Genomic DNA, 21,950 nt, shown 5'->3' on the forward strand with positions numbered 1-21,950 from the left:
TTGTAATGAAGAGTAAAGGGGGAAAGGAGAAGGGGGATGCCCACCCCGCGCCTATGGCGCGACCCTCCCTGCCGGGAAGGTTCTTTCCCTTTTCCCTTCTCTCTTCCCTCTTCTCTCGTAACGCGACCTTCGAGCACGGCATCCATCCGGACTATCACAAAGAGACCGGCAGCTTGCCGATACGCCGAATGGCGTTCGCACCGCGCCTGATCGTGCCGCTGTCGCAGCACATCGGAAAAGCGGCGGTGTGCTGCGTTAACGTCGGTCAGGAAGTATTGCGCGGCCAGGTCATTGCGACGGCGGACGGATTCGTTTCCCTGCCTGTACATGCACCGGCCACCGGCGTGGTCGAAGCGATAGGGGTGATGCCCGCTGCCAACGGCAAGATGGTGGATTCCATCACCATTCGCGTGTATGAAGCCGACGGCCAGGAAGTACAGGTGCGTGCGCCGCTTGATGTCGATGCATTGGACAAGAATGAATTGATGGCCGCGATTCAGAGTACCGGAATTTCCGGTCTGGGCGGCGCCACTTTCCCCGCGCATGTGAAGCTCAGCGTGCCGCCGGAAACCGTCATCGACACCATGGTGGTGAACGGTGCCGAATGCGAACCTTTTCTCACTTGCGACCATCGCGTCATGGTCGAACGCACACAGGATCTGCTGCGCGGCATCCGCATCGCCATGAAAGCCAGCGGTGCGCCGCGCACTGTCATCGGCGTCGAGAACAACAAGCCGGATGCCATTGCGGCGATTCAGGCCGCGCTGCCTGCCGACGGCAGCATTACGGTAAAGGCGCTGGAAACCAAATATCCGCAGGGCGCGGAAGACACCATTATCTACGCGCTGCTCGGGCGCGAGATTCCTGCCGGACAGCGCCCAGCTTCCATAGGCGTGCTGGTGAACAACGTGATGACGCTGGCTTATCTCGGGCGTCTGTTGCCTGCCGGGGAAGGCATCGTCGAGCGCGTGATCACTGTGGCCGGCCCGGCGGTGGAACGTCCCGGCAACTACATCGTGCCGATAGGAACCCCGTTGCGTTTCCTGCTGGAGCAGGTCGGTGCGCGCAGCAGTGCGAAAGAAATCATACTCGGCGGGCCGATGATGGGCATGACCATCTCTTCGCTGGATGTGCCCGTCACCAAAGGCACTTCGGGTGTGCTCGCGTTCGGCAAAGGCCAGCTGCCGGTGGAAACCCAGCGCACCTATTCCTGCATCAAGTGCGGCGAATGTCTCAAGGTATGTCCCAAGTTCCTCAACCCGTCGCAAATGGGATTGCTCGCGGCCAAGAGCGAATACGAGCTGATGGCAGAACGCTACAACCTGGAGCGTTGCTTCGAGTGCGGCTGCTGCAGCTACGTCTGTCCTTCGCATATTCCATTGGTGCAGCAGTTCCGCATCGCCAAGGCACTCAACCGTAAAAAGGCCACAGCATGAGCATAGAGTTACGTACCTCGCCCCACCAGCACAGCGGGCGTGATGTCCCTGTCATCATGCGCAACGTGGTATTTGCACTGTTGCCGATCTGCGTTTTTTCCATATGGCAATACGGACTGTCGGCTGCCGCGTTGATACTGGTCGTTACGCTGGCCTGTCTGGCCGCGGAGCGTGTCAATAACCTGATCAGGGACAACGGCAATTCTTTGTCCGACTGGAGTGCTGTCATCACCGGGGTGCTGCTGGCGCTCACGCTGCCACCTTCCTTTCCGCTGTGGATGGGCGCGGTTGCGGGCTTTGCGGCGATCTGGCTGGGCAAGTCGCTGTTCGGCGGTCTGGGCCAGAACCCGTTCAACCCGGCGCTGATCGGACGCGCATTTGTGCAGGCCGCGTTCCCGACGGCGATTAGCACCTGGGTGCCCGCCTATATGCCGCATCGCTTTGGCGAATTTATCCCGTCGTCGCTGACTGCGCCGTTCATGGTGCCGCCGGACATCGCGCTCTGGGTCAAACAGCAGGGCATGGACGCCTTTACCGGCGCAACGCCGCTGGCGCGCTGGAAGTTCGAGAACATCACCGCCTCTTCCATGGATTTCCTGAACGGGAATATCACGGCCAGCGCGGGCGAAACTTCGGCCATCCTGATCCTGCTGTGCGGCCTGTATTTGGCATACAGAAAATTTCTCGATTGGCGTATTCCGGTTGCAATATTGGGTAGCGCCGCGCTATTGGCCTGGGCGTTTCATTTCGCGCAACCGGCACGTTATCCCACGCCGACCTTCGTGCTGCTTTCCGGCGGTTTGATGCTGGGAGCGTGGTTCATGGCAACCGACATGGCGACTTCGCCCGTCACTCCGCGCGGCATCTGGCTTTACGGCGCGCTGATCGGCATCCTGACCGTCGTGATCCGTTATTTCGGCGGTCTGACCGAAGGAGTGATGTACGCCATCCTGATCGCCAATGCGACAGGATCCCTGCTGGACCAGTTCAATCAGCCCCGCATACTCGGCGGTAAAAAAGGTAAATCATGAGCGACACTCCGGAAATCAATACGCCAAGTTTTGCGATGGTGCGCACGCTGGGGTTGGTGTCTGTCATCTGCGGCATCATCATCGTCGGCATCTACCAGATCACGCTGCCGGCAGTGAACGCGAACAAGAAACTCGCGCTGGACAGGCAAGTGTTCAAGGTCTTCCCGAATGCGAAAAGCGTCGTGCCTTATTTTGCCGATCAAAGCGGAATTACAAATGCCGAAGGCCAGGACAAGGTGCCCGCCGGATCGGTGATGTTCTACGCGGTTTACGACGCTGCCAAAAAATTGACGGGCATCGCGGCGGAAGCTTCCTCCTCCGGCTATGCCGATCAGGTGCGCATACTTTATGCCTATGACATGGACAAGCACGCCATCACCGGCATCGGTGTGATCTCGATGCGCGAAACACCCGGCATCGGGGACAAGATACTCACCGACCAGGCGTTCCTGAAAAACTTCGAGGCGCTGGATGTGAGCTTGTCGTCCGATCTGCAAAGCCTTGCCAACGCGGTCAAGACGGTCAAGCACGGCACCAAGACAAATCCCTGGCAGATCGATGCCATCGCCGGTGCGACGGTGACCTCCAAGGCAGTGGGCCGCGGCATCAACGAATCCGCGCAGGCTTTGTTACCCCGACTTTTGCCGCATCTGGACAAATTAAGGAACCCATCATGAATACACCTACCAGTTTCGATGAATTCTTGAACGGCTTGTGGAAGCAGAATCCGATCTTCGTCATGGTGCTGGGCATGTGCCCGACCCTTGCGGTGACCGTGTCGGCGGTGAATGCGATTTCCATGGGGCTGGCTACCACTTTTGTGCTGGGGACCTCGTGTCTGCTGGTGTCGCTGTTGCGCAATGCCATTCCCAAGCAAGTGCGCATTGCCAGTTACATCGTCATCATCGCCACCTTCGTCACCGTGGTGGACTACGCGATCCAGGCCATCAGTCTTGATTTGTATGAGGCGCTCGGTGCTTACATCAAACTGATCGTGGCCAACTGCGTGCTGCTGGGCCGCGCCGAAGCGCATGCCGCGAAGAACCCGCCGCTGCCTGCCACCACCAACGCGCTCGGTATGGGACTGGGATTCACACTGGGCCTGTTCATGATTGGTTGCGTGCGCGAGATTCTCGGTGCCGGCAAACTGTTCGGCGTGGCGTTGTTCGGCGATCACTTCCAGCCGTGGGTGGTGATGGTGTTGCCGCCCGGCGGCTTCCTGGTGCTGGCGTTCTGGCTCATCACGATTGCCACTTTCCGTCACCTCAGCAAGAAACGCAACGTGCAATTGGAAGGAGCGCAATCATGAACAACGCCTCCGTTGCCAATATCCTGCTGACCACCATCCTGCCCGGCAATTTCGTGCTGGCGATGTTCCTCGGCATGTGCCCTTTCCTCGGCGTGTCGCAGAAGCTCAGCACTGCGGTGCCCATGGGTATTGCCACTGCCTTCGTGATTCTGGTGGCCTCGGTTTCGGCCTATTTCCTGAACCAGGTGCTGGTGTACTTCCATCTGGAATTCCTCAGCGTGATCACCTTCATCACGGTCATCGCCTGTGCAGTGCAACTGGTGGAAATGTTCGTGAAAAAAACTTTCCCAGAGTTGTTCCGGCAACTGGGTATCTATCTGCCGCTGATCACCACCAACTGTGCTGTGCTCGGCGTGGCGCTGTTCCAGACTGCCCGCCAGTACAACTTTGCTCAGTCGCTGGCGTATAGCATCGGCGGCGGCATCGGCTTTACGCTGGCGCTGATACTCATGGCCGGTGTGCGCGAACGCATGCAGTTGTCCAACGTGCCGACGCTGGTGCAGGGCGCCGCGCTGAGCGTGGTGATCGGCGGTTTATTGTCCCTGTCGTTCATGGGCTTTTCCGGAATAGGAGGTGGAGAATGATTTATCTGTACACGGTGGGGTTATTGCTGTTTGTCATGGTGGCGTGGGTTGTCGTGCAGGCGGCAGCCAACCGCTTTGCCCACCATCATCCGGAATTCGGCACGGCACGCAGGATGGGCGAGGGGTGCTGCGGCAAATGTACGGGCGACACATGCGAGAACGAGCACAAACACTAACATATTAGCAGTTGCCGTCATATAATTCCGGCCGGGGAATCCGGCAGTCCATAGCAACCAAATCAGAAAAACAGGAGAAGTGCATGCAACCTTACGTCATTCCATTCCAGTCTCTGGGTCTTGCAGATATTCCCGAGGTGGGCGGAAAAAACGCATCGCTGGGCGAAATGATTTCCAACCTGAGCTCGTCCGGCGTGCATGTACCCGGCGGCTTTGCCACAACGGCGCAGGCGTATCGCGATTTTCTGGCGAATGACGGATTGGACAAACGCATCGAGCAGGCACTGGTCAAACTGAATGTGGAAGATGTCACGGCGCTGGCTGAAGCCGGTCGCATGATACGCAGCTGGATCGTCGAAGCGCCGTTGCCCAAGCGGCTGGAAGAAGAGATTCGTACGCACTACGCAAAACTCTCCGCCGAAGGCGAAGGCAGTTTTGCGGTGCGTTCTTCGGCCACGGCGGAAGACCTGCCGGATGCGTCATTTGCCGGACAGCAAGAGACTTTCCTCAATATCCAGGGTATCGACAATATCCTGCACGCAATCCGCGAAGTGTTCGCGTCTCTGTATAACGACCGCGCGATCTCTTACCGCGTGCACAAGGATTTCACGCATGCCGATGTGGCACTGTCCGCCGGTGTGCAACGCATGGTGCGTTCCGATCTGGGTGCATCCGGCGTGCTGTTTACGCTGGATACCGAATCCGGTTTCCGCGATGCGGTGTTCGTCACTTCTTCTTTCGGTCTGGGCGAGATGGTGGTGCAGGGCGCAGTCAATCCGGACGAGTTCTATGTCCACAAGCCGCAACTCGCAGCAGGTTTTCCCGCCGTGATTCGCCGCAGTCTGGGTTCCAAACAACAACGCATGGTGTTCGACGAACAACGTTCCGCCGGGCGCTCCACCCGAATCGAGCCGGTGCCCGTCGCCGATCAGCAGCGTTTTTCCCTGAGCGATGCGGACGTGTTGCAACTGGCGCGTTACGCCGTCTCCATTGAAAAGCATTACGGCCGCCCGATGGACATCGAGTGGGGCAAGGACGGCATCGACGGCAAGCTCTACATTCTGCAGGCGCGTCCCGAAACGGTGAAGTCCAATGCAAGCAACGGCGGTACCGAGAAATACCGTTTGCAACAGCGCGGCGACGTGCTGGTCGAAGGTCGTGCCATCGGACAGAAAATCGGTGCGGGCCGTGTGCGCATCGTTGCCAGTACTGCCGAGATGGACAAGGTGCAGGCTGGCGATGTGCTGGTCACCGACATGACCGACCCGAACTGGGAGCCGGTGATGAAGAAGGCCTCCGCCATCATCACCAATCGCGGCGGCCGTACTTGCCATGCGGCGATCATCGCGCGCGAACTCGGCATACCCGCCATCGTCGGCTGCGGTCACGCCACCACGGCGTTGCAGGAAGGCGAGATCGTTACCGCTTCCTGTGCCGAAGGCGACACCGGATTTGTATACCACGGCAAGCTGCCGTTCGAAGTCGTTGTCCACAACGAAGCCGCACTGCCGGCCATCCCGGTGAAGCTGATGCTCAACGTCGGCAATCCGACGCTGGCATTTGAATTCGCGCAACTACCCTCGGCCGGGGTCGGTCTGGCGCGTCTCGAATTCATCATCAACAACCTGATCGGCATCCACCCCAAGGCGGTGCTGGAGCACAACAAGCTGCCCGCCAAATTGCATGAATCCGTGCTGCAACGTTCTGCCGGTTATGCCGACCCGGTCGAGTTCTATGTGGAGAAGATCACCGAAGGCGTATCCACGCTTGCGGCCGCGTTCTGGCCCAAGCCGGTGATTGTGCGTTTGTCCGACTTCAAGTCGAATGAATATCGCAAACTACTCGGCGGCGAGATCTACGAGCCGATGGAAGAGAATCCGATGATCGGTTTTCGCGGTGCCGGACGTTATGTCGCGGCGAACTTCAGCGAATGCTTTGAGCTGGAATGCCGGGCCATGAAGCGCGTGCGCGAAACGCTGGGCTATACCAATGTGGAACTGATGGTCCCGTTTGTTCGCACGGTGAAAGAGGCGGGCGAAGTCGTCGCTACACTGGAGAAGCACGGTCTGAAACGCGGCGAAAAGGGCCTGCGCCTCATCATGATGTGCGAAATACCTTCCAATGCGCTGCTGGCTGAAGAGTTCCTGCAATACTTCGACGGCTTTTCCATCGGCTCCAACGACCTCACGCAACTCACGCTGGGGCTGGATCGCGATTCCAGCCTGGTTGCAGACCGTTTCGACGAACGCGATGCAGCGGTGAAGATATTGCTGAAGATGGCGATCACCACTTGCAACCGGCTGAACAAGTACGTCGGCATCTGCGGGCAGGGACCTTCGGATCATTTTGATTTCGCGCAATGGCTGGTGCAGACCGGCATCCAGACCATGTCGCTCAATCCCGATACGCTGCTGGAGACATGGCGCAAGTTGGCCGACAAAGAAAACGCCGGGATTTAAATTTGGCTCTAAGGCAATCGGATTCAGGTGAGTCCGGCTACCGCATCGACTAACCGGACATGCTGCATGTCCGGGATCACCGGCAAGTGATTTCCCTTCCCCTCCCCATCCCACTCTCCCCTTTGGGGGAGGGGCTCTTTTTTAACTTCACCTTGTCTTTTTTATAATTCCAGCGTCACGCAAATAGTTTTCTTACAACAATCTTACATTGCAAACTTACTACAACCTTACAATCATAGGGAGATAACTGACACCCTCAATAGGCCCGCCAAATATAGGGCTTAAGGCTTTTATCTAATCCGGTTTTATTGCAGTTTTATGAAAATGGAAAAGCTGTTGCGCAATAGAGACGGTTATATGAAAAAAATATGACAAGTCGCACTTTGCTTTTCAATTTGGGCATAATGCGCCTCGAATTCTCACTCAGGAGAATTTAAAAGAATGCATCGGCGAGCGTGCTTGCCGATTGGGCCAATAAAACTTTAGGAGTTTATGAATATGCAAAAGAAAATGATCGCATTGGCAGTTGCTGCGGCATTGGCAGCACCTGCACTGGCTTTCGCCGACACCGGCGCAAGCAGTGTTACTCTGTACGGCGTGTTGGACTTGGGCGTTGCCCAGTTGACCAATGCCGGTGACTTTAGCCCGACCTTTGTGACTGGCGCAGTGCCCATCGGCGCTCAACCCAATACCGCAAAAATCGGTACGGTGCGCGGCATGATGAACGGCGGCGAGTCGCAATCTCGCTGGGGTATCAAGGGCAACGAAGACCTCGGTGACGGCAGCAGCGCATTCTTCCAACTGGAATCGGCATTCAGCCTGGGTACCGGCCAACTCGCAACTTCCGGCTTGGCTGGTGGTACCAATGTAGCGTCTGGCGGCATCAATAACGGCATGATGATCGCCGACACGGCACTGAACGGCCAGTTGTTCAACCGCATGGCTTTGATCGGTCTTTCCAATGCTGACCTGGGCACTGTGACTTTCGGTCGTCAGTACAGCCTGCAACTGGACATCATCGGCTCCGTCGGTGGTGGCTATGATCCGGTGAACGCGCAAATGTTCTCGCCGATCAACTTCTCCGGTTCTTACGGTGGTGGTGGCGCAACCGACAACTCTCGCGTTGACAATGCGGTCAAGTACGCCAAGAAGATCGGCAACTTCAACGTGAATGCCATGTACGGCATGGGCGGCATGGCCGGTGCTACATCGGCACGCAGCAACTTCCAGGCTAACGCTGGTTACGAAGCCGACACCTTTGGTGTGCAGGCAGCCGTGCAATACGCCAACGACACTACCGGCATTGGAGCTAATGCACTTGCAAATACCGTCAACGTAACGTACGAAAATCTGACCTCCTACATGCTGGCTGGCCGCTGGCAAGTGGCCGAGCCTTTGACTCTGAAGGCAGGTTACGAGCGCATGCAAATCTCCGCTCCTAGCAATTTCGGCGCGGACCGTAACATCGGTCAGATCTATGGCTATAACGTTGGTACAGCGGCTGCATTTACCGGCCCGCAAAAGAACATCAACGTGTACTGGCTGGGTGCGAATTACCAGGTCGCTCCTTCGACCAAGTTGTCGCTGGGTTTCTATGACGCGAAGATACCTGCTTACAACACATCAGGTCTCACTGGCGATGACAAGTACTACTCTGCCATGGTTGAATACAATCTGAGCAAGAAGACGAATTTGTACGCTGCTGTGATGCATGATGCGAAATCAGGTGGACTGAACGTGGTTGGCACTACCGGTCCTGGCAGTATCTCGGCCTTCAACACCTACGGTGCTGGTCTGCGCGTCAAGTTCTAATCCCTTGCTGGCTTAGCCAGTTGGAGTTTGGAAACCTTAAAACCCACTGTGGCAACACAGTGGGTTTTTTCTTTTTTCGGAGTGGCAAGAAAGTGATGGGAAATGAAAAGAGATGGATTGGATACACGCTCAACACACCGATGAGTGCCCTAATCTGCGATACATGAGCTGCCGAACATAAAATCTTGTTCATCTTGAGTCTTGTCCGTATGTGTTATTTTGATATTACAGATGGCTGCTAATAAGCCGGGGAAATGCAGATTAAGTCCCTCTCCCTGCGGAAGAGGGAGTAAAACAGACTAAATCGGCACTTCCATATGGATACGGACGGGTAATGGAGGTAACGCGGATGACAAGAATTCTGGCAATAGAAGACGACGAGACCACGGCCAGGGAAATCATGGACGAGCTCGGCAATCACGGATTTGAAGTGGACTGGGCAGGTAACGGCCAGGAAGGGCTGGACCGCGCGCTGAGCGGACAATATGACCTCATTACCCTGGATCGCATGCTGCCCTTTGTTGACGGCCTGACCATCGTGACTGCCATGCGCGAACAAAACATTGATACGCCCGTGCTGATGATCAGCGCGCTGAGCGATGTGGATGAGCGGGTGGACGGCCTGCGTGCGGGCGGCGACGATTATCTGGTGAAGCCGTTCGCCTCAGAGGAAATGGCAGCGCGAGTAGAAGTCTTGCTGCGCAGGCAAGGCCGGACAGAACGCCAGACCAGGCTGCGCGTTGTAGATCTTGAGCTCGATCTGGTGACGCGACAGGCGCGCCGCGCAGAAAAAGAGCTGGATCTGCTGCCGACCGAATATCGCTTGCTGGAATATCTCATGCGCAATTCCGGCCAGACCCTGACACGCAACATGCTGTTCGAGTCGGTTTGGGGCTATCATTTCGATCCGGGCACCAATATCATCGATGTGCACATCGGCCGTCTGCGGCGCAAGGTCGATGTTCCGTCGCTACCGCCGCTCATCCACACGGTGCGCGGTGTGGGGTACATGCTGAGTGAGCATATCTGAACTATCGCGAACGGTCGCCTTCCGGCTGACCCTGTTATACAGCCTGTTTTTCTCGGCGTGCGTGGTCATGCTGCTGGGCTTCATCTATTGGCAGACGGCAACGGAAATGACCCGTCGCGTCGATCTGATCCTGACGCTCGAAGAAACGCGCTTCAACCAGGTGGGACTCGGCAACCTGTCCGATGAAATCAACAAAAGCATACAGCTAGACCAGCGGCATGTATTTTTTTACGGGTTGTTTTCGTCCGACGGGCGCCTGATTGCCGGGAATATTCCCCGGCTGCCGTCCGGTATGCCGGTGGACGGTCACATTCACGGAACCACGCTGTCCGCGACCAATCTGGCATCGCAATCGCTTCCCGCACGTGCGCTGGCCATCCGCGTAAATTCGGGAAACATCCTGTTGATAGGGCACGATGTGCAGCAATTCACCGAGTTCGGCGAAGTCATGCGAGGTGCTTTTTTCTGGGGCGGGTCGCTGACCATTCTGCTTGGCCTGGCAGTCGGTTTGCTCCTCAGTTTTGGGCCGTTGCGACGTGTCGAACAGATTCAGCAGGTGTGCGAACTGATCATGCGCGGCAACATGAAGCAGAGGTTGCCGGTCAGCGGTCGGCATGACGAACTCGACATGCTGGCCGTCATCGTGAACAAAGTACTCGATGAAGTCGACAGGCTGATGTCGGAGGTCAAAAGCGTCGGCGACAATATTGCGCACGATCTGCGCACTCCGTTGACCCGGCTGCGTGCCGTGCTGTACCGCATGCAGCAGCAATTTGCCGATGCACCGGCCCAGCATGCCATGATGGGGCAGGTTATTGCCGAAGTGGATTCTCTGTTGCTGCGCTTCCGCGCCTTGTTGCGCATTTCCGAAATCGAAAACAAGCAGAGGCGGGCCGGTTTCAAGTTGATACAGTTGCCGGATATCCTGGCGCAGGCGGTCAATTTTCTGGAACCGCTGGCGGAAAACAAATCGATCAGGCTGTCGATGGTGGCGGAGCCGGTCGATCCCATCAATGGCGATGGCGAGCTGTTATTCGAGGTTTTCGTCAATGTGCTCGACAATGCAATCAAATTCACCCCGGAGGGCGGGCGGGTCGAAGTGCATCTTTCGCGCGGCTCCAAGGGCACGCAGGTCGACATTGTCGATAGCGGAGCCGGAATCCGGGAAAACGAAAAATCGGCTGTGCTCAATCGCTTTTACCGCGGCGAGAACGATTTGCAAGCGCCAGGGTTTGGGCTGGGGCTGAGCATAGTCATGGCGATCATCAGATTGCACGATTTTGGTTTTGAACTGGTGGACGCCGATCCTGGTACTCGTGTGACCATATTTTGCTGGCCCCAAGGTGTATAACCCATTGCGGGTATGTCTTTTACAGGCCAAACAATATCTAATTAAATTATTTTCATGATGAGGCCGGTTGTTGTCCTTTCGATACAATCGCGCAGTTTTGAAATCGGCCTATGCGCATAGCTGCAATAACCCAGTGTGCAGGTTTGAATTCAATGTTCCCTTCTGACGGAGTATACGAATGATTTGGTTTGTTCGAGTTGCACTGAGCCGCCCCTACACTTTTGTCGTGCTGGCTCTGCTGATCCTGATTATCGGTCCTTTGGCAGCACTGAAATCGCCGACGGATATCTTCCCCGACATCAAGATCCCGGTTATCAGTGCAGTCTGGACATATACGGGCCTTTCTCCGGAGGATATGTCCGGCCGTGTTGTTTACTATTACGAGCGGGCATTGAGTTCCACCGTCAACGATATCGACCATATCGAGTCGCAGTCTTTGATGGGCTTTGGCGTCGTCAAGATATTCTTCCAACCGACTGTTGACATCCGCACGGCGACTGCGCAGGTCACTTCGATTTCGCAGACGGTGCTCAAGCAGATGCCGCCCGGCATCACGCCGCCGCTGATCATGAACTACAATGCTTCTACCGTTCCTATCCTGCAATTGGCGCTGTCGAGCATCAAGGATTCGGAGCAAAAGCTGTTCGACTACGGGCAAAACTTCATACGTCCGCAACTCGCAACCGTTCCGGGTACTACTGCTCCGTCGCCATACGGCGGAAAGGTCCGGCAGATCCAGATCGACGTGAATCCGGTGGCGCTTCAGGCCAAGCATCTCTCGGCCCAGGATGTCGAGAACGCGCTTGCCGCGCAAAACCAGATCATCCCGGTTGGAACGCAGAAGATCGGCCGTTTCGAATACAGCGTGAAATTGAACAACAGCCCGGACGCGTTCCAGGAAATCAACAACATGCCGGTAAAGTATGTCAACGGCACGATCGTTTATATGCGTGATGTCGCCAGTGTGCGCGATGGCAATCCGCCGCAAACCAATATTGTGCGCGTCAACGGCAGTCGCGCCGTCCTGATGACCATCCTGAAGAGCGGGTCCGCATCAACACTGGATATCGTCAGCAACGTCAAGAAGCTGCTCCCCATCATTTCCGAAACCCTGCCGTCGTCAGTACACATCGATGCGATTGGCGACCAGTCCATATTTGTGAAGGCCGCGGTTTCGGGTGTGGCGAAAGAAGCCGTCATCGCAGCCTTGCTCACCAGCCTGATGATCCTCCTGTTTCTGGGAAGCTGGCGCTCGACCATCATCATCACTGTTTCCATACCGCTCGCGATCCTGTCTTCCATCACCGGGCTGTACGCGGTCGGCGAGACGCTGAATATCATGACGCTGGGCGGCTTGGCGCTGGCCGTGGGTATTCTGGTGGATGACGCCACGGTGACCATTGAAAATATCAACTGGCATCTGGAACAAGGCAAGGAAGTTCGCACCGCCATCATGGATGGTGCGCACCAGATTGTCACTCCGGCTTTCGTTTCGCTGCTGTGTATCTGTATCGTGTTTATCCCGATGTTTTTCCTGAACGGCGTTGCCCACTACCTGTTTGTTCCGATGGCGGAAGCCGTGGTGTTTGCGATGATCGCCTCGTTCTGTCTGTCGCGTACCCTGGTTCCGACGATGGCTGCATACCTGTTGCGTCCGCATAGCATCGGCGGCCATGCTTCCGGAGAGATGTTGCAGATCATGCAGCCGGATCACCACACCCCGTCGGTGTCACGCAATCCACTGGTGCGGTTTCAGCAGGGGTTCGAACACCGGTTCTCGCGTATACGCGATGTGTATTACTCGCTGCTGGTGCTCGCAATCGAAAACCGCCGCAAGTTCGTGATCGGTTTCCTGACGATCGTACTGCTATCTTTTGCCCTGATTCCATTTTTGGGCAGGGATTTCTTCCCAGCCGTCGATGCCGGGCAAATCAAGATGCATGTGCGCGTTCAAGTAGGTACGCGTATCGAGGAAACGGCAAAGCTGTTCGACCAGATCGAACAGAGTATCCGCAGCACGATTCCCCGGGATCAACTGGGCAGCATCGTCGACAATATCGGCCTGACGGTTAGCGGTATCAACCAGCCCTACAACAATACCGGCACCATCGGCCCGCAGGATGGCGATATCCTGATCTCTCTCAACGAGGGACACCGTCCGACCGACGAGTATGTCACCGAGTTGCGAGCGAATCTCGCGCGCCAATTCCCGGGCACCACCTTCTCGTTCCTGCCCGCGGATATCATCAGCCAGATCCTGAACTTCGGCGCACCGGCCCCTATCGATGTGCAAGTCATGGGGCCGAACGGCGACGAGAACATGGCGTACGCGCTAAAACTGCTGCGCGAGATCAACAAGGTCATCGGGGTTGCGGATGCCCGCATCCAGCAGGCCAACAACTATCCCTTGTTGAGGGTCGATGTCGACCGCACACGCGCGAAACAACTGGGAGTGACCGAACGCGATGTCACCAACAGTCTGGTCGTGACGATGGCCGGCAGCGGACAGGTCGCTCCCGCTTTCTGGTTGAACAAACGCAATGGCGTCTCCTATCCGATCGTTGCGCAGACGCCGGAATACCGTAACCAGACTTTGTCGGATCTTGAAAATATCCCGATTGCCGGAGACGCTGTCCATGGCGCGCTCATACTCGGCGGAGTGGCAAATATCACGCGCAACAGCACTCCCGCTGTCATCTCGCACTATGCAGTACAGCCGGTGATCGATATCTTTGCCACGCCGCAACATCGCGATCTCGGCGCGGTGGCGACCGACATCGAGCGCATACTCCAGGCAAACGAGAAGGATCGCCCCAAAGGTTCCACCATCAGCTTGCGCGGACAAGTGCAGACCATGAATTCCGCCTTCAGCGGATTGCTGTTCGGCCTGCTTGCCGCTGTGGTGCTGATTTATTTGCTGATCGTCGTCAACTTCCAGTCGTGGAGTGACCCGTTTGTTATCATCACTGCGCTGCCCGCGGCCCTTGCCGGTATAGTGTGGATGCTGTTTGCCACCCATACGACCTTGTCGGTGCCGGCCTTGACCGGGGCCATCATGTGTATGGGGGTCGCCACCGCAAACAGTATTCTGGTGATCAGTTTCGCGCGGGAACGTTTGCTGCACAGCGGCGACGCCATCCGGGCCGCACTGGAGGCCGGATTTACGCGATTCAGGCCGGTTTTGATGACGGCGCTGGCGATGATCATCGGCATGGCGCCCATGGCGCTGGGCCTGGGAGAAGGCGGCGAACAGAACGCCCCGCTTGGTCGCGCCGTGATCGGCGGTTTGCTTGCCGCCACCGTAGCCACCTTGTTTTTCGTACCTATCGTATTCAGTATCATACATAGACACCACCAACACATTACAACCGATGGAGAAAAGAGTGAGCTCTAACGATATACAGACGCCGCTGCGCAAAAGTCCACCCGCCAATCTCAAATTCAAGGCGATGGTCGCTCTGGCGATCGCCATCGGCATAGTCGCGTGGGGAATGAGCAGCAGGATGAAGGATAAAACAGCACTGGAGAACGTGAAACAGGAGCAGGCGATCCCGACCGTCAGCATCGTGCAACCCGCCCTCAGGCAGGATGCGCAGGTACTCACGCTGCCCGGAAATTTACAGGCTTTTTATTCCGCCACGGTCTATGCGCGAGTCAACGGATATTTGAAACACTGGCTGGTCGATATCGGTGACAAGGTCAAGGCCGGGCAGCTGATGGCTGACATCGAAACGCCCGAACTGGACCAGCAACTGAAGCAGTCGGAAGCGAATCTCGATACCGCCATCGCCAACGTGAAGCTCACGGAAATTACCAGTGCCCGTTGGCAAAATCTGCTGACAAGCGATTCCGTTTCGCAACAGGAAGCGGATGAAAAGAAGGGCGATTTCGAAGCGAAGCAGGCGCTGGTTGCAGCTGCCAAGGCAGATGTCGAACGTTTGCGCGCGCTCGAATCGTTCAAGCGCATCACCGCTCCCTTCGATGGCGTGGTGACGGATCGCAAGACGGATATCGGTGCGTTGATCAACGCCGGCCATGATGCCGGGCATGAGCTGTTTACCGTTGCCGATGTGCACAAGCTCCGGCTTTACGTCGATGTCCCGCAAAATTATGCCAACCAGATCTACATGGGCATGAAAGCGCAATTCGATGTGCCCGAGCATCCGGGACAAACTTTCACCGCGGTACTCTCCAACAATTCGCGTTCAGTCAATGAAAGTTCAGGCACTGTGCTGATCCAGCTGGACGTCGACAACAAGGATCGCAAGCTCATGCCGGGAGGATATGGATCCGTACATTTTGACTTGCCGCGCGATACGCAGTCGGTCCAGATACCCGCCAGTGCGCTGAAGTTCCAGAAGAACGGTCTCACCGTGGCCACCCTGACACCCGACAACCGTGTGGCATATCGCTCGATACAAATCAGTCGCGACCTGGGCGCCGTGGTTGAAGTCGCTACCGGCCTGTCTGTCAGCGACAGGATCATTGATAACCCACCGGACTTCATGGAAGAAGGGGATAAGGTCAACGTGGGAGGACAACCCGAAGCTCGTTCGACCGGGGAAAGCAAATGATGATTTACAAGCGGTATTGGATGGTTGTCACGATAGGAGCCGGTCTTCTGGGTGGCTGTTCGTTTGCACCTGTGTATCACGTGCCCGTCACCACTATTCAGGCCGATGCATGGAAAGACAGTCCGTGGCAGGTTGCCAAGCCGGCCGACGAATTACCGCACGGCAACTGGTGGACAATTTACGGCGACCCGGTGCTGGATGAACTTGAATCAAAGATAGAAGAATCGAATCCGAATCTTGCCGTAGCTTTGGCCCGTTATGATCGGGCAACTGCCTACACCAGTCAGGTGCGTTCGGAACTATTTCCCACGGTGGATGCGGCAGGTTTGCTGACGCATAACCGGCAATCCGCCAACCGCCCGCTACGGGGAGCGAATCTACCTAACGTCTACTCTGCGAATACGGTAGGAATCGGCATAAATTACGAGCTGGACGTGTGGGGGCGAGTCCGCAACCTGGTTGCCGCGGGCGAGGCATCGGCGCAGGCAAGTGCAGCCGACGTCGAGAACGTCCGCCTTAGCCTGCATGCGCAATTGGCCGACAACTACATCAAATTGCGCGGGGTCGAAGCGCAGGCAAAATTGCTTAGCGATGCGGTGACTGCATATGGCCGTGCCCTGGAACTGACACAGAACCGCCATGCGGGCGGGATTGCTTCGGGTCTTGATGTTGCGCGTGCTCAGACGCAACTCAGCTCGGTCCGTGCGCAGGCTGCAGAAATCGCCGCTGACCGGGCACTTTATGAACATGCGATCGCCAGCCTGATCGGCCAGCCCGCAATGAATTTTTCCCTGCCCGTTGCCGAAAAAATCCTGGATGTTCCCGAGGTTCCAACAGGCCTGCCGTCGACGCTGGTGCAGCGCCGTCCTGATATTGCAGCTGCCGAACGCCGGATAGCTTCGGCAAACGCGATGATCGGCGTCGCGCGGTCGGCATATTTCCCGGATTTCACTCTCGGGGCCGTAGGCGGATTCCAAAATACCGGGCAAGGCGATTTGCTGAAAGCCCCCAACAGCTTTTGGACACTTGGGCCGGGCGTTGTTTTCAATCTGTTCGATGCGGGCCTGCGTAATGCCCAGGTTGCCGAAGCACGTGCAATACAGGAACAGGCGGGAGCCGAATATCGCGCCGCGGTACTGGCGGCTTTTCAGCAGGTGGAAGACGATCTTGCGCGCTTGAAATACGACCATGAAGGAGAGTTGGAAGAGGATGACGCAGTCAAAGCGGCGACCAAAACGCTGACCCTCGCTTTCAATCGCTATCGCGAAGGAGCGGTCAACTATCTGGAAGTCGTCACGGCGCAGGCAGCAGCCCTGTCGGCACAGCGCGACGCACTGGATTTGCGCACCCGGCAATTGCGAACCAGCGTGGATCTCATACGCTCAGTTGGGGGCGGCTGGAATGTGACACAGATATCGGCCCGGTGATGAGGGTATTTGGCTGACGATTGATTTTGCTTCCGGGAAGTTTGCCGCGGTTGTGGGACAGCACAAGACATACACAGCCGCGCTAATTCTGAATTTTGCTGTCCATATCCAGTGATCGGTACCTGACAATTCAGGAAAAATCAGGCTGCAGATACTCCGATTGGACTCCGGCAGGCTTGCCGGGCGTTGTGCATCTTTGGCCAGGTTGGAAAGGGCAGCTATGCGCATTCAGAGTATTCACAAAAAGGTCTTCAAGCGCCTGTTCTTCGGATGGGTTTTGCTGTCCATTGCAATCGGCGGGGCCGTCTACTACCTTGAGTCCAAAAAGGTGGATCAACTGGTGTTGGGGCTTGCCCTTACGGAATCGCGTTTTTTCACGGGAGAACTCGACCGGCACAGTGCCGAACGGATGGAAATCCTGAAGCAGAAAGCCGATGTATTCCTCAAAAGGCATTTCATCGTCGTCGAACTGTACGATGAAAACAAAAACCGGATTTTGCGCGAAATCAGCCCGGGCAAGGAAGAGATCGAGAAAGAGATCGAACAGCGTGCCCGCGCATTCCCTCTGGAAAACGCAACCCGTTTCCATCAATTTCTGATGCACAGAAATTCGTTCCTGCGTGTGATGTTTCCGCTTCAGGACAAGAACGGCGATTTGATCGGCTATTTTGAAGGCGTCTATGAGGTCGATGCCGAAACCCTGCGCAACATCGAAATCGACATCTTCGGGACCCTGTTGCTGGTGGTTGTTGTGATCCTCATCACGGCCATCATGCTTTACCCCATCATCATTTCCCTCAACAAAGGACTGATCAAACTTTCCTCCGACCTGCTCAAAGGGAATATCGAACTGATGGATGTGCTGGGCAGTGCCATTGCGAAGCGGGATTCGGATACCAACAGCCATAATTACCGCGTTACCATCTATTCGATTCGCTTCGCCGAAATGCTGGGACTTTCCAGTGCCCAAATCCGCAAGCTGATCGCGGGTGCATTTCTGCACGACGTGGGAAAGATAGGCATCAGGGACAATATCCTGCTCAAGCCAGCGGGGTTGACCGACGAGGAATTTGCCGTCATGCGCACCCATGTGTTGCTGGGCGTCGACATCATCAGCAGATCAAAATGGCTTGCAGGTGCGAGAGAAGTGGTGGAGTTCCACCATGAGAAATTCGACGGTAGTGGGTATATGCAAGGGTTGCGCGGGAACGAAATTCCGTTGAATGCCCGAATTTTCACGATCGTCGATGTGTTCGATGCTCTCACGTCGAGGCGTCCTTACAAGGATCCCTTCAGTTTCGCGGAAGCCATGAAAATGATGGAACCGGACAGCGGCAAGCGTTTCGACCCGGAATTGTTCCGCATCTTCAGCGAGCGGGCCTATACTCTCCATCAGGAAATCGTACATGCTCCCGATGCGCTCCTGGAAGTAATGCTGGGCAGTTTGGTCAAAAAGCATTTTTTTAACGGACAATCCTGATCTATCATTCGGCAGGAAGTTTTTGCCGCATTTGTCTGAGGCAATAATTCTTGGACCGGGAGTGGCTTTACATGTTATGGATAGTCCGGATCGCATTGAGTCGCCCCTATACTTTCATAGTACTGGCGCTACTGATTTTGATACTCGGCCCGCTGGTCTATGTGAACATGCGCACAGATATTTTCCCCGACATCAAGGTGCCGGTGGTCAGTGCAGTGTGGGCCTACAACGGCCTGCCGCCGGAAGACATGTCGGATCGCATCGTCACTTATTATGAAAGGCAGCTGTCGACTGCGGTCAACGATATCGAACATATCGAGTCCCAATCGCTTCCCGGCGTGGCTGTCGTCAAAATATTTTTTCAGCCGGATGTCAACATCAATGCCGCCGTCAGTCAGGTCACGGCGCTTTCGCAGACGGTGCTTAAGCGGCTGCCTCCCGGCATTACACCGCCGCTGATCCTGAGTTATAACGCATCGAGTGTGCCTGTTCTGCAATTGGCGCTTTCCAGCGATACGCTGCTCGACAATCAGTTGTTCGATCTCGCCAACAATTTCATTCGTCCCATCTTGGCGCAAGTGCGCGCCGCCATTCCCTCGCCCTACGGCGGCAAGAACAGACAAGTGCAGGTCGACTTGGATATGCAGGCGTTGCGTTCCAAAGGCCTGACACCGCAGGATGTGACCAATGCGATCCTGAGCCAGAACCTGATCCTCCCGGCCGGTACCGAAAAAATGGGGGAGTTCGAGTACAACGTCAAGCTCAATGCGAGCCCGGATGTGCTGGATGACCTGAACGATCTGCCGATCAAATCGCTTAACGGCGCGACGATCCTGTTGCGCGATGTGGCGCATGTGCGCGATGGATATTCGCCGCAACAAAACATTGTCAGGGTAAACGGCCAACATTCAGTGCTGACTACTATCCAGAAAAATGGCAGCGCCTCTACGCTGGATATCATCGATAACGTAAAAGCACTTTTGCCGCGCGTGGAGGCAGGTGCTCCTCCCGGGCTTGTTCTCAAGGTGGTCGGAGATCAATCAGTGTTCGTCAAATCGGCGGTGAGCGGCGTCATTCGCGAGGGGGTGATTGCCGCCGCACTCACTGGTCTGATGATATTGCTGTTTCTCGGCAGCTGGCGTTCCACGCTGATCATCACGATATCCATTCCACTGGCGATATTGTCGGCGATCATTGCGCTGGCCGCTTTCGGCCAGACATTGAACGTCATGACGCTGGGAGGGCTGGCGCTGGCTGTGGGGATATTGGTTGACGATGCCACAGTGACCATCGAAAACATGAACTGGCATCTGGATCAAGGCAAGAATGTGGAAGCCGCCATCATGGATGGAGCGCATCAGATAGTGGGGCCCGCCTTTGTGTCCTTGTTGTGTATCTGCATCGTATTCATCCCGATGTTCTTTCTTGAGGGAGTGGCGAAATATCTTTTCGTTCCGTTGGCCGAGGCCGTAATGTTCTCGATGATCGCCTCATTCATTCTGTCGCGTACCCTGGTGCCGACGCTGGCGAAATACCTGCTGCGTCCCCATGTGCAGGCAAGTCAGGAAGAAGCGCAGGTCAGCCCGCAGTTACGGCCCCCGTCGAAAAATCCGTTGATCCGGTTTCAGCATGCATTTGAAACGGTCTTCAGCCGGATACGCGAGAAATACAGGGGCGTATTGACGGATGCGTTGTCCAACCGCGTTCCGTTCATCATCGGCTTTCTCGGGTTTGTGCTTGTCTCGTTCGCGCTTGTGCCATGGCTTGGCCGGAATTTTTTTCCTGCGGTGGATGCCGGGGAGATCAAGCTGCACATCCGGGCGCAAACCGGCACAAGAATCGAGGAAACGGCGCGCCTGTGCGACGAGATCGAACGCCAGATCAAGAATGAGATTCCCGCTGGTGAAATCAAGAATATTCTGGATAACATCGGTTTGCCGGTGAGCGGAATCAATCTGACTTACAGCAATTCATCGCCCATCGGACCGGGCGACGCGGATATCCTGATTTCCCTGAACGCAGGGCACCGGCCCACGGCGGAATACGTCAAGGCATTGCGCGTGCACCTGCAGGACGATTTCCCGGGCGTGTCCTTTGCGTTTCTGCCCGCCGATATCGTGAGCCAGATATTGAATTTCGGCATGCCCGCACCGATCAACGTTCAGGTGATCGGCTTTAATCGCAAGGCCAATGAGGAATATGCCGCGTCCATCATGAACCGGATGAAGAGAATTCCGGGCCTGGCCGACTTGCGTATCCAGCAGGCATTCAACCAGCCCGAACTGTATGTGGATGTGAATCGCACACGGGCACGCGAAATGGGGCTGACCCAACATGAGGTCGCCACCAACATGCTGGTCTCGTTATCCGGCAGTTTTCAAACGGCACCCAACTTCTGGGTCAATCCGGACAACAAGGTATCTTATCCGGTGGTCGTGCAAGTGCCGCAGCCCCGCCTCGACACACTCAGCGATCTGCAGAACATTCCGGTCTCCTCCAGCCAGGATCCGGTATCGCAATCGCAGTTGCTTGGCACAGTGGCTACCATCACCAGGGGGCAGGGTGAGGCTGTGGTGTCGCATTACGATGTGGAGCCGACCATTGATATTTTCGGCTCCACACAGGAACGGGATTTGGGCAATGTGGCGTACGACATGGAACAGGTGTTGAAGGATACCGCCAAGGATGTTCCCAAGGGTTCGTACGTGGTCATGCGCGGTCAGGTGAAGGCCATGAACGATTCCTACAGCGGACTGCTGTTCGGATTGCTGGGAGCGATCGTGTTGATCTACCTGTTGATCGTGGTCAATTTTCAGTCCTGGCTGGATCCATTCGTCATTATCACGGCCTTGCCTGCAGCCTTGGCGGGGATAGTCTGGATGCTGTTTGTGACCGACACCACTTTATCGGTGCCTGCACTGATCGGCTCCATCATGTGCATGGGGGTGGCTACTGCCAACAGTATCCTGGTGGTGAGCTTCGCCAGGGAGAGAATGAGTGAGGGAGATAACGGTATAACTGCCGCGCTGGAAGCGGGCTTTATCCGCTTCCGGCCGGTCCTGATGACGGCGCTTGCGATGATGATAGGCATGGCACCCATGGCGCTGGGGCTCGGCGAGGGTGGGGAACAAAATGCGCCGCTGGGCCGGGCGGTGATCGGCGGACTCGCTTTCGCGACACTCGCAACTTTGCTTTTTGTGCCTGTGGTGTTCAGCCTTGTGCACAAAACTAACGAACACTTGAAACAAGATGAACACAATGCTGTTTAACTTCTGGAGCAA

At 56.1% G+C, this 21,950-nt stretch carries 15 protein-coding genes; all 15 read left to right on the plus strand.

Going from position 1 to position 21,950, the window contains the following annotated elements:
• Window positions 1-5 precede the first annotated feature (5 nt).
• The 15 genes from rsxC to QOY30_RS02775 all read left to right on the plus strand — a co-directional run bounded on the left by rsxC (window position 6) and on the right by QOY30_RS02775 (window position 21,938).
• Window positions 6-1,436 (plus strand): electron transport complex subunit RsxC, encoded by a 1,431-nt coding sequence (rsxC, locus tag QOY30_RS02705; protein ID WP_283743101.1) that lies wholly within the window; start codon window positions 6-8, stop codon window positions 1,434-1,436.
• Complete coding sequence (locus QOY30_RS02710) at window positions 1,433-2,467, plus strand: RnfABCDGE type electron transport complex subunit D (protein WP_283743102.1); 1,035 nt, start codon at window positions 1,433-1,435, stop codon at window positions 2,465-2,467. Before rsxC ends, QOY30_RS02710 begins: the two co-directional genes overlap by 4 nt.
• Window positions 2,464-3,144, plus strand: coding sequence for an RnfABCDGE type electron transport complex subunit G (locus QOY30_RS02715; RefSeq protein WP_283743103.1), 681 nt, complete (start codon window positions 2,464-2,466; stop codon window positions 3,142-3,144). The genes QOY30_RS02710 and QOY30_RS02715 overlap by 4 nt, the downstream gene beginning before the upstream one ends.
• Entirely contained in the window at window positions 3,141-3,776 is a 636-nt protein-coding gene (gene rsxE / locus QOY30_RS02720) for an electron transport complex subunit RsxE (RefSeq protein WP_283743104.1), read from the plus strand. The genes QOY30_RS02715 and rsxE overlap by 4 nt, the downstream gene beginning before the upstream one ends.
• Entirely contained in the window at window positions 3,773-4,360 is a 588-nt protein-coding gene (locus QOY30_RS02725) for an electron transport complex protein RnfA (RefSeq protein WP_283743105.1), read from the plus strand. The genes rsxE and QOY30_RS02725 overlap by 4 nt, the downstream gene beginning before the upstream one ends.
• Window positions 4,357-4,536 carry a chemotaxis protein gene (locus tag QOY30_RS02730; RefSeq protein ID WP_283743106.1) on the plus strand — a complete coding sequence of 60 codons (180 nt, stop codon included), beginning with the start codon at window positions 4,357-4,359 and terminating at the stop codon, window positions 4,534-4,536. Before QOY30_RS02725 ends, QOY30_RS02730 begins: the two co-directional genes overlap by 4 nt.
• Before the next feature lie 83 nt (window positions 4,537-4,619).
• Window positions 4,620-6,995, plus strand: a complete 2,376-nt coding sequence (ppsA, locus tag QOY30_RS02735) for a phosphoenolpyruvate synthase (RefSeq protein WP_283743107.1) — start codon at window positions 4,620-4,622, stop codon at window positions 6,993-6,995.
• Window positions 6,996-7,493: 498 nt separating this feature from the next.
• A complete protein-coding gene (locus QOY30_RS02740; protein ID WP_283743108.1) occupies window positions 7,494-8,807 on the plus strand; it encodes a porin in 1,314 nt (437 codons plus the stop codon).
• Window positions 8,808-9,156: 349 nt separating this feature from the next.
• Complete coding sequence (locus QOY30_RS02745) at window positions 9,157-9,837, plus strand: response regulator transcription factor (RefSeq protein ID WP_283743109.1); 681 nt, start codon at window positions 9,157-9,159, stop codon at window positions 9,835-9,837.
• Entirely contained in the window at window positions 9,824-11,188 is a 1,365-nt protein-coding gene (locus QOY30_RS02750; RefSeq protein WP_283743110.1) for a sensor histidine kinase, read from the plus strand. The genes QOY30_RS02745 and QOY30_RS02750 overlap by 14 nt, the downstream gene beginning before the upstream one ends.
• 178 nt (window positions 11,189-11,366) lie before the next feature.
• A complete protein-coding gene (locus QOY30_RS02755; RefSeq protein WP_283743111.1) occupies window positions 11,367-14,582 on the plus strand; it encodes an efflux RND transporter permease subunit in 3,216 nt (1,071 codons plus the stop codon).
• Complete coding sequence (locus tag QOY30_RS02760; protein WP_283743112.1) at window positions 14,572-15,762, plus strand: efflux RND transporter periplasmic adaptor subunit; 1,191 nt, start codon at window positions 14,572-14,574, stop codon at window positions 15,760-15,762. The genes QOY30_RS02755 and QOY30_RS02760 overlap by 11 nt, the downstream gene beginning before the upstream one ends.
• Window positions 15,759-17,189, plus strand: a complete 1,431-nt coding sequence (locus QOY30_RS02765) for an efflux transporter outer membrane subunit (protein WP_283743113.1) — start codon at window positions 15,759-15,761, stop codon at window positions 17,187-17,189. Before QOY30_RS02760 ends, QOY30_RS02765 begins: the two co-directional genes overlap by 4 nt.
• A gap of 220 nt (window positions 17,190-17,409) precedes the next feature.
• On the plus strand, window positions 17,410-18,669 hold the full coding sequence (locus QOY30_RS02770; protein WP_283743114.1) for an HD-GYP domain-containing protein: 1,260 nt from the start codon (window positions 17,410-17,412) through the stop codon (window positions 18,667-18,669).
• Between the two features lie 71 nt (window positions 18,670-18,740).
• On the plus strand, window positions 18,741-21,938 hold the full coding sequence (locus QOY30_RS02775; RefSeq protein ID WP_283743115.1) for an efflux RND transporter permease subunit: 3,198 nt from the start codon (window positions 18,741-18,743) through the stop codon (window positions 21,936-21,938).
• The last annotated feature ends 12 nt before the right edge of the window (window positions 21,939-21,950 follow it).

The organism is Sideroxydans sp. CL21, from assembly GCF_902459525.1.
Lineage (GTDB): Bacteria > Pseudomonadota > Gammaproteobacteria > Burkholderiales > Gallionellaceae > Sideroxyarcus.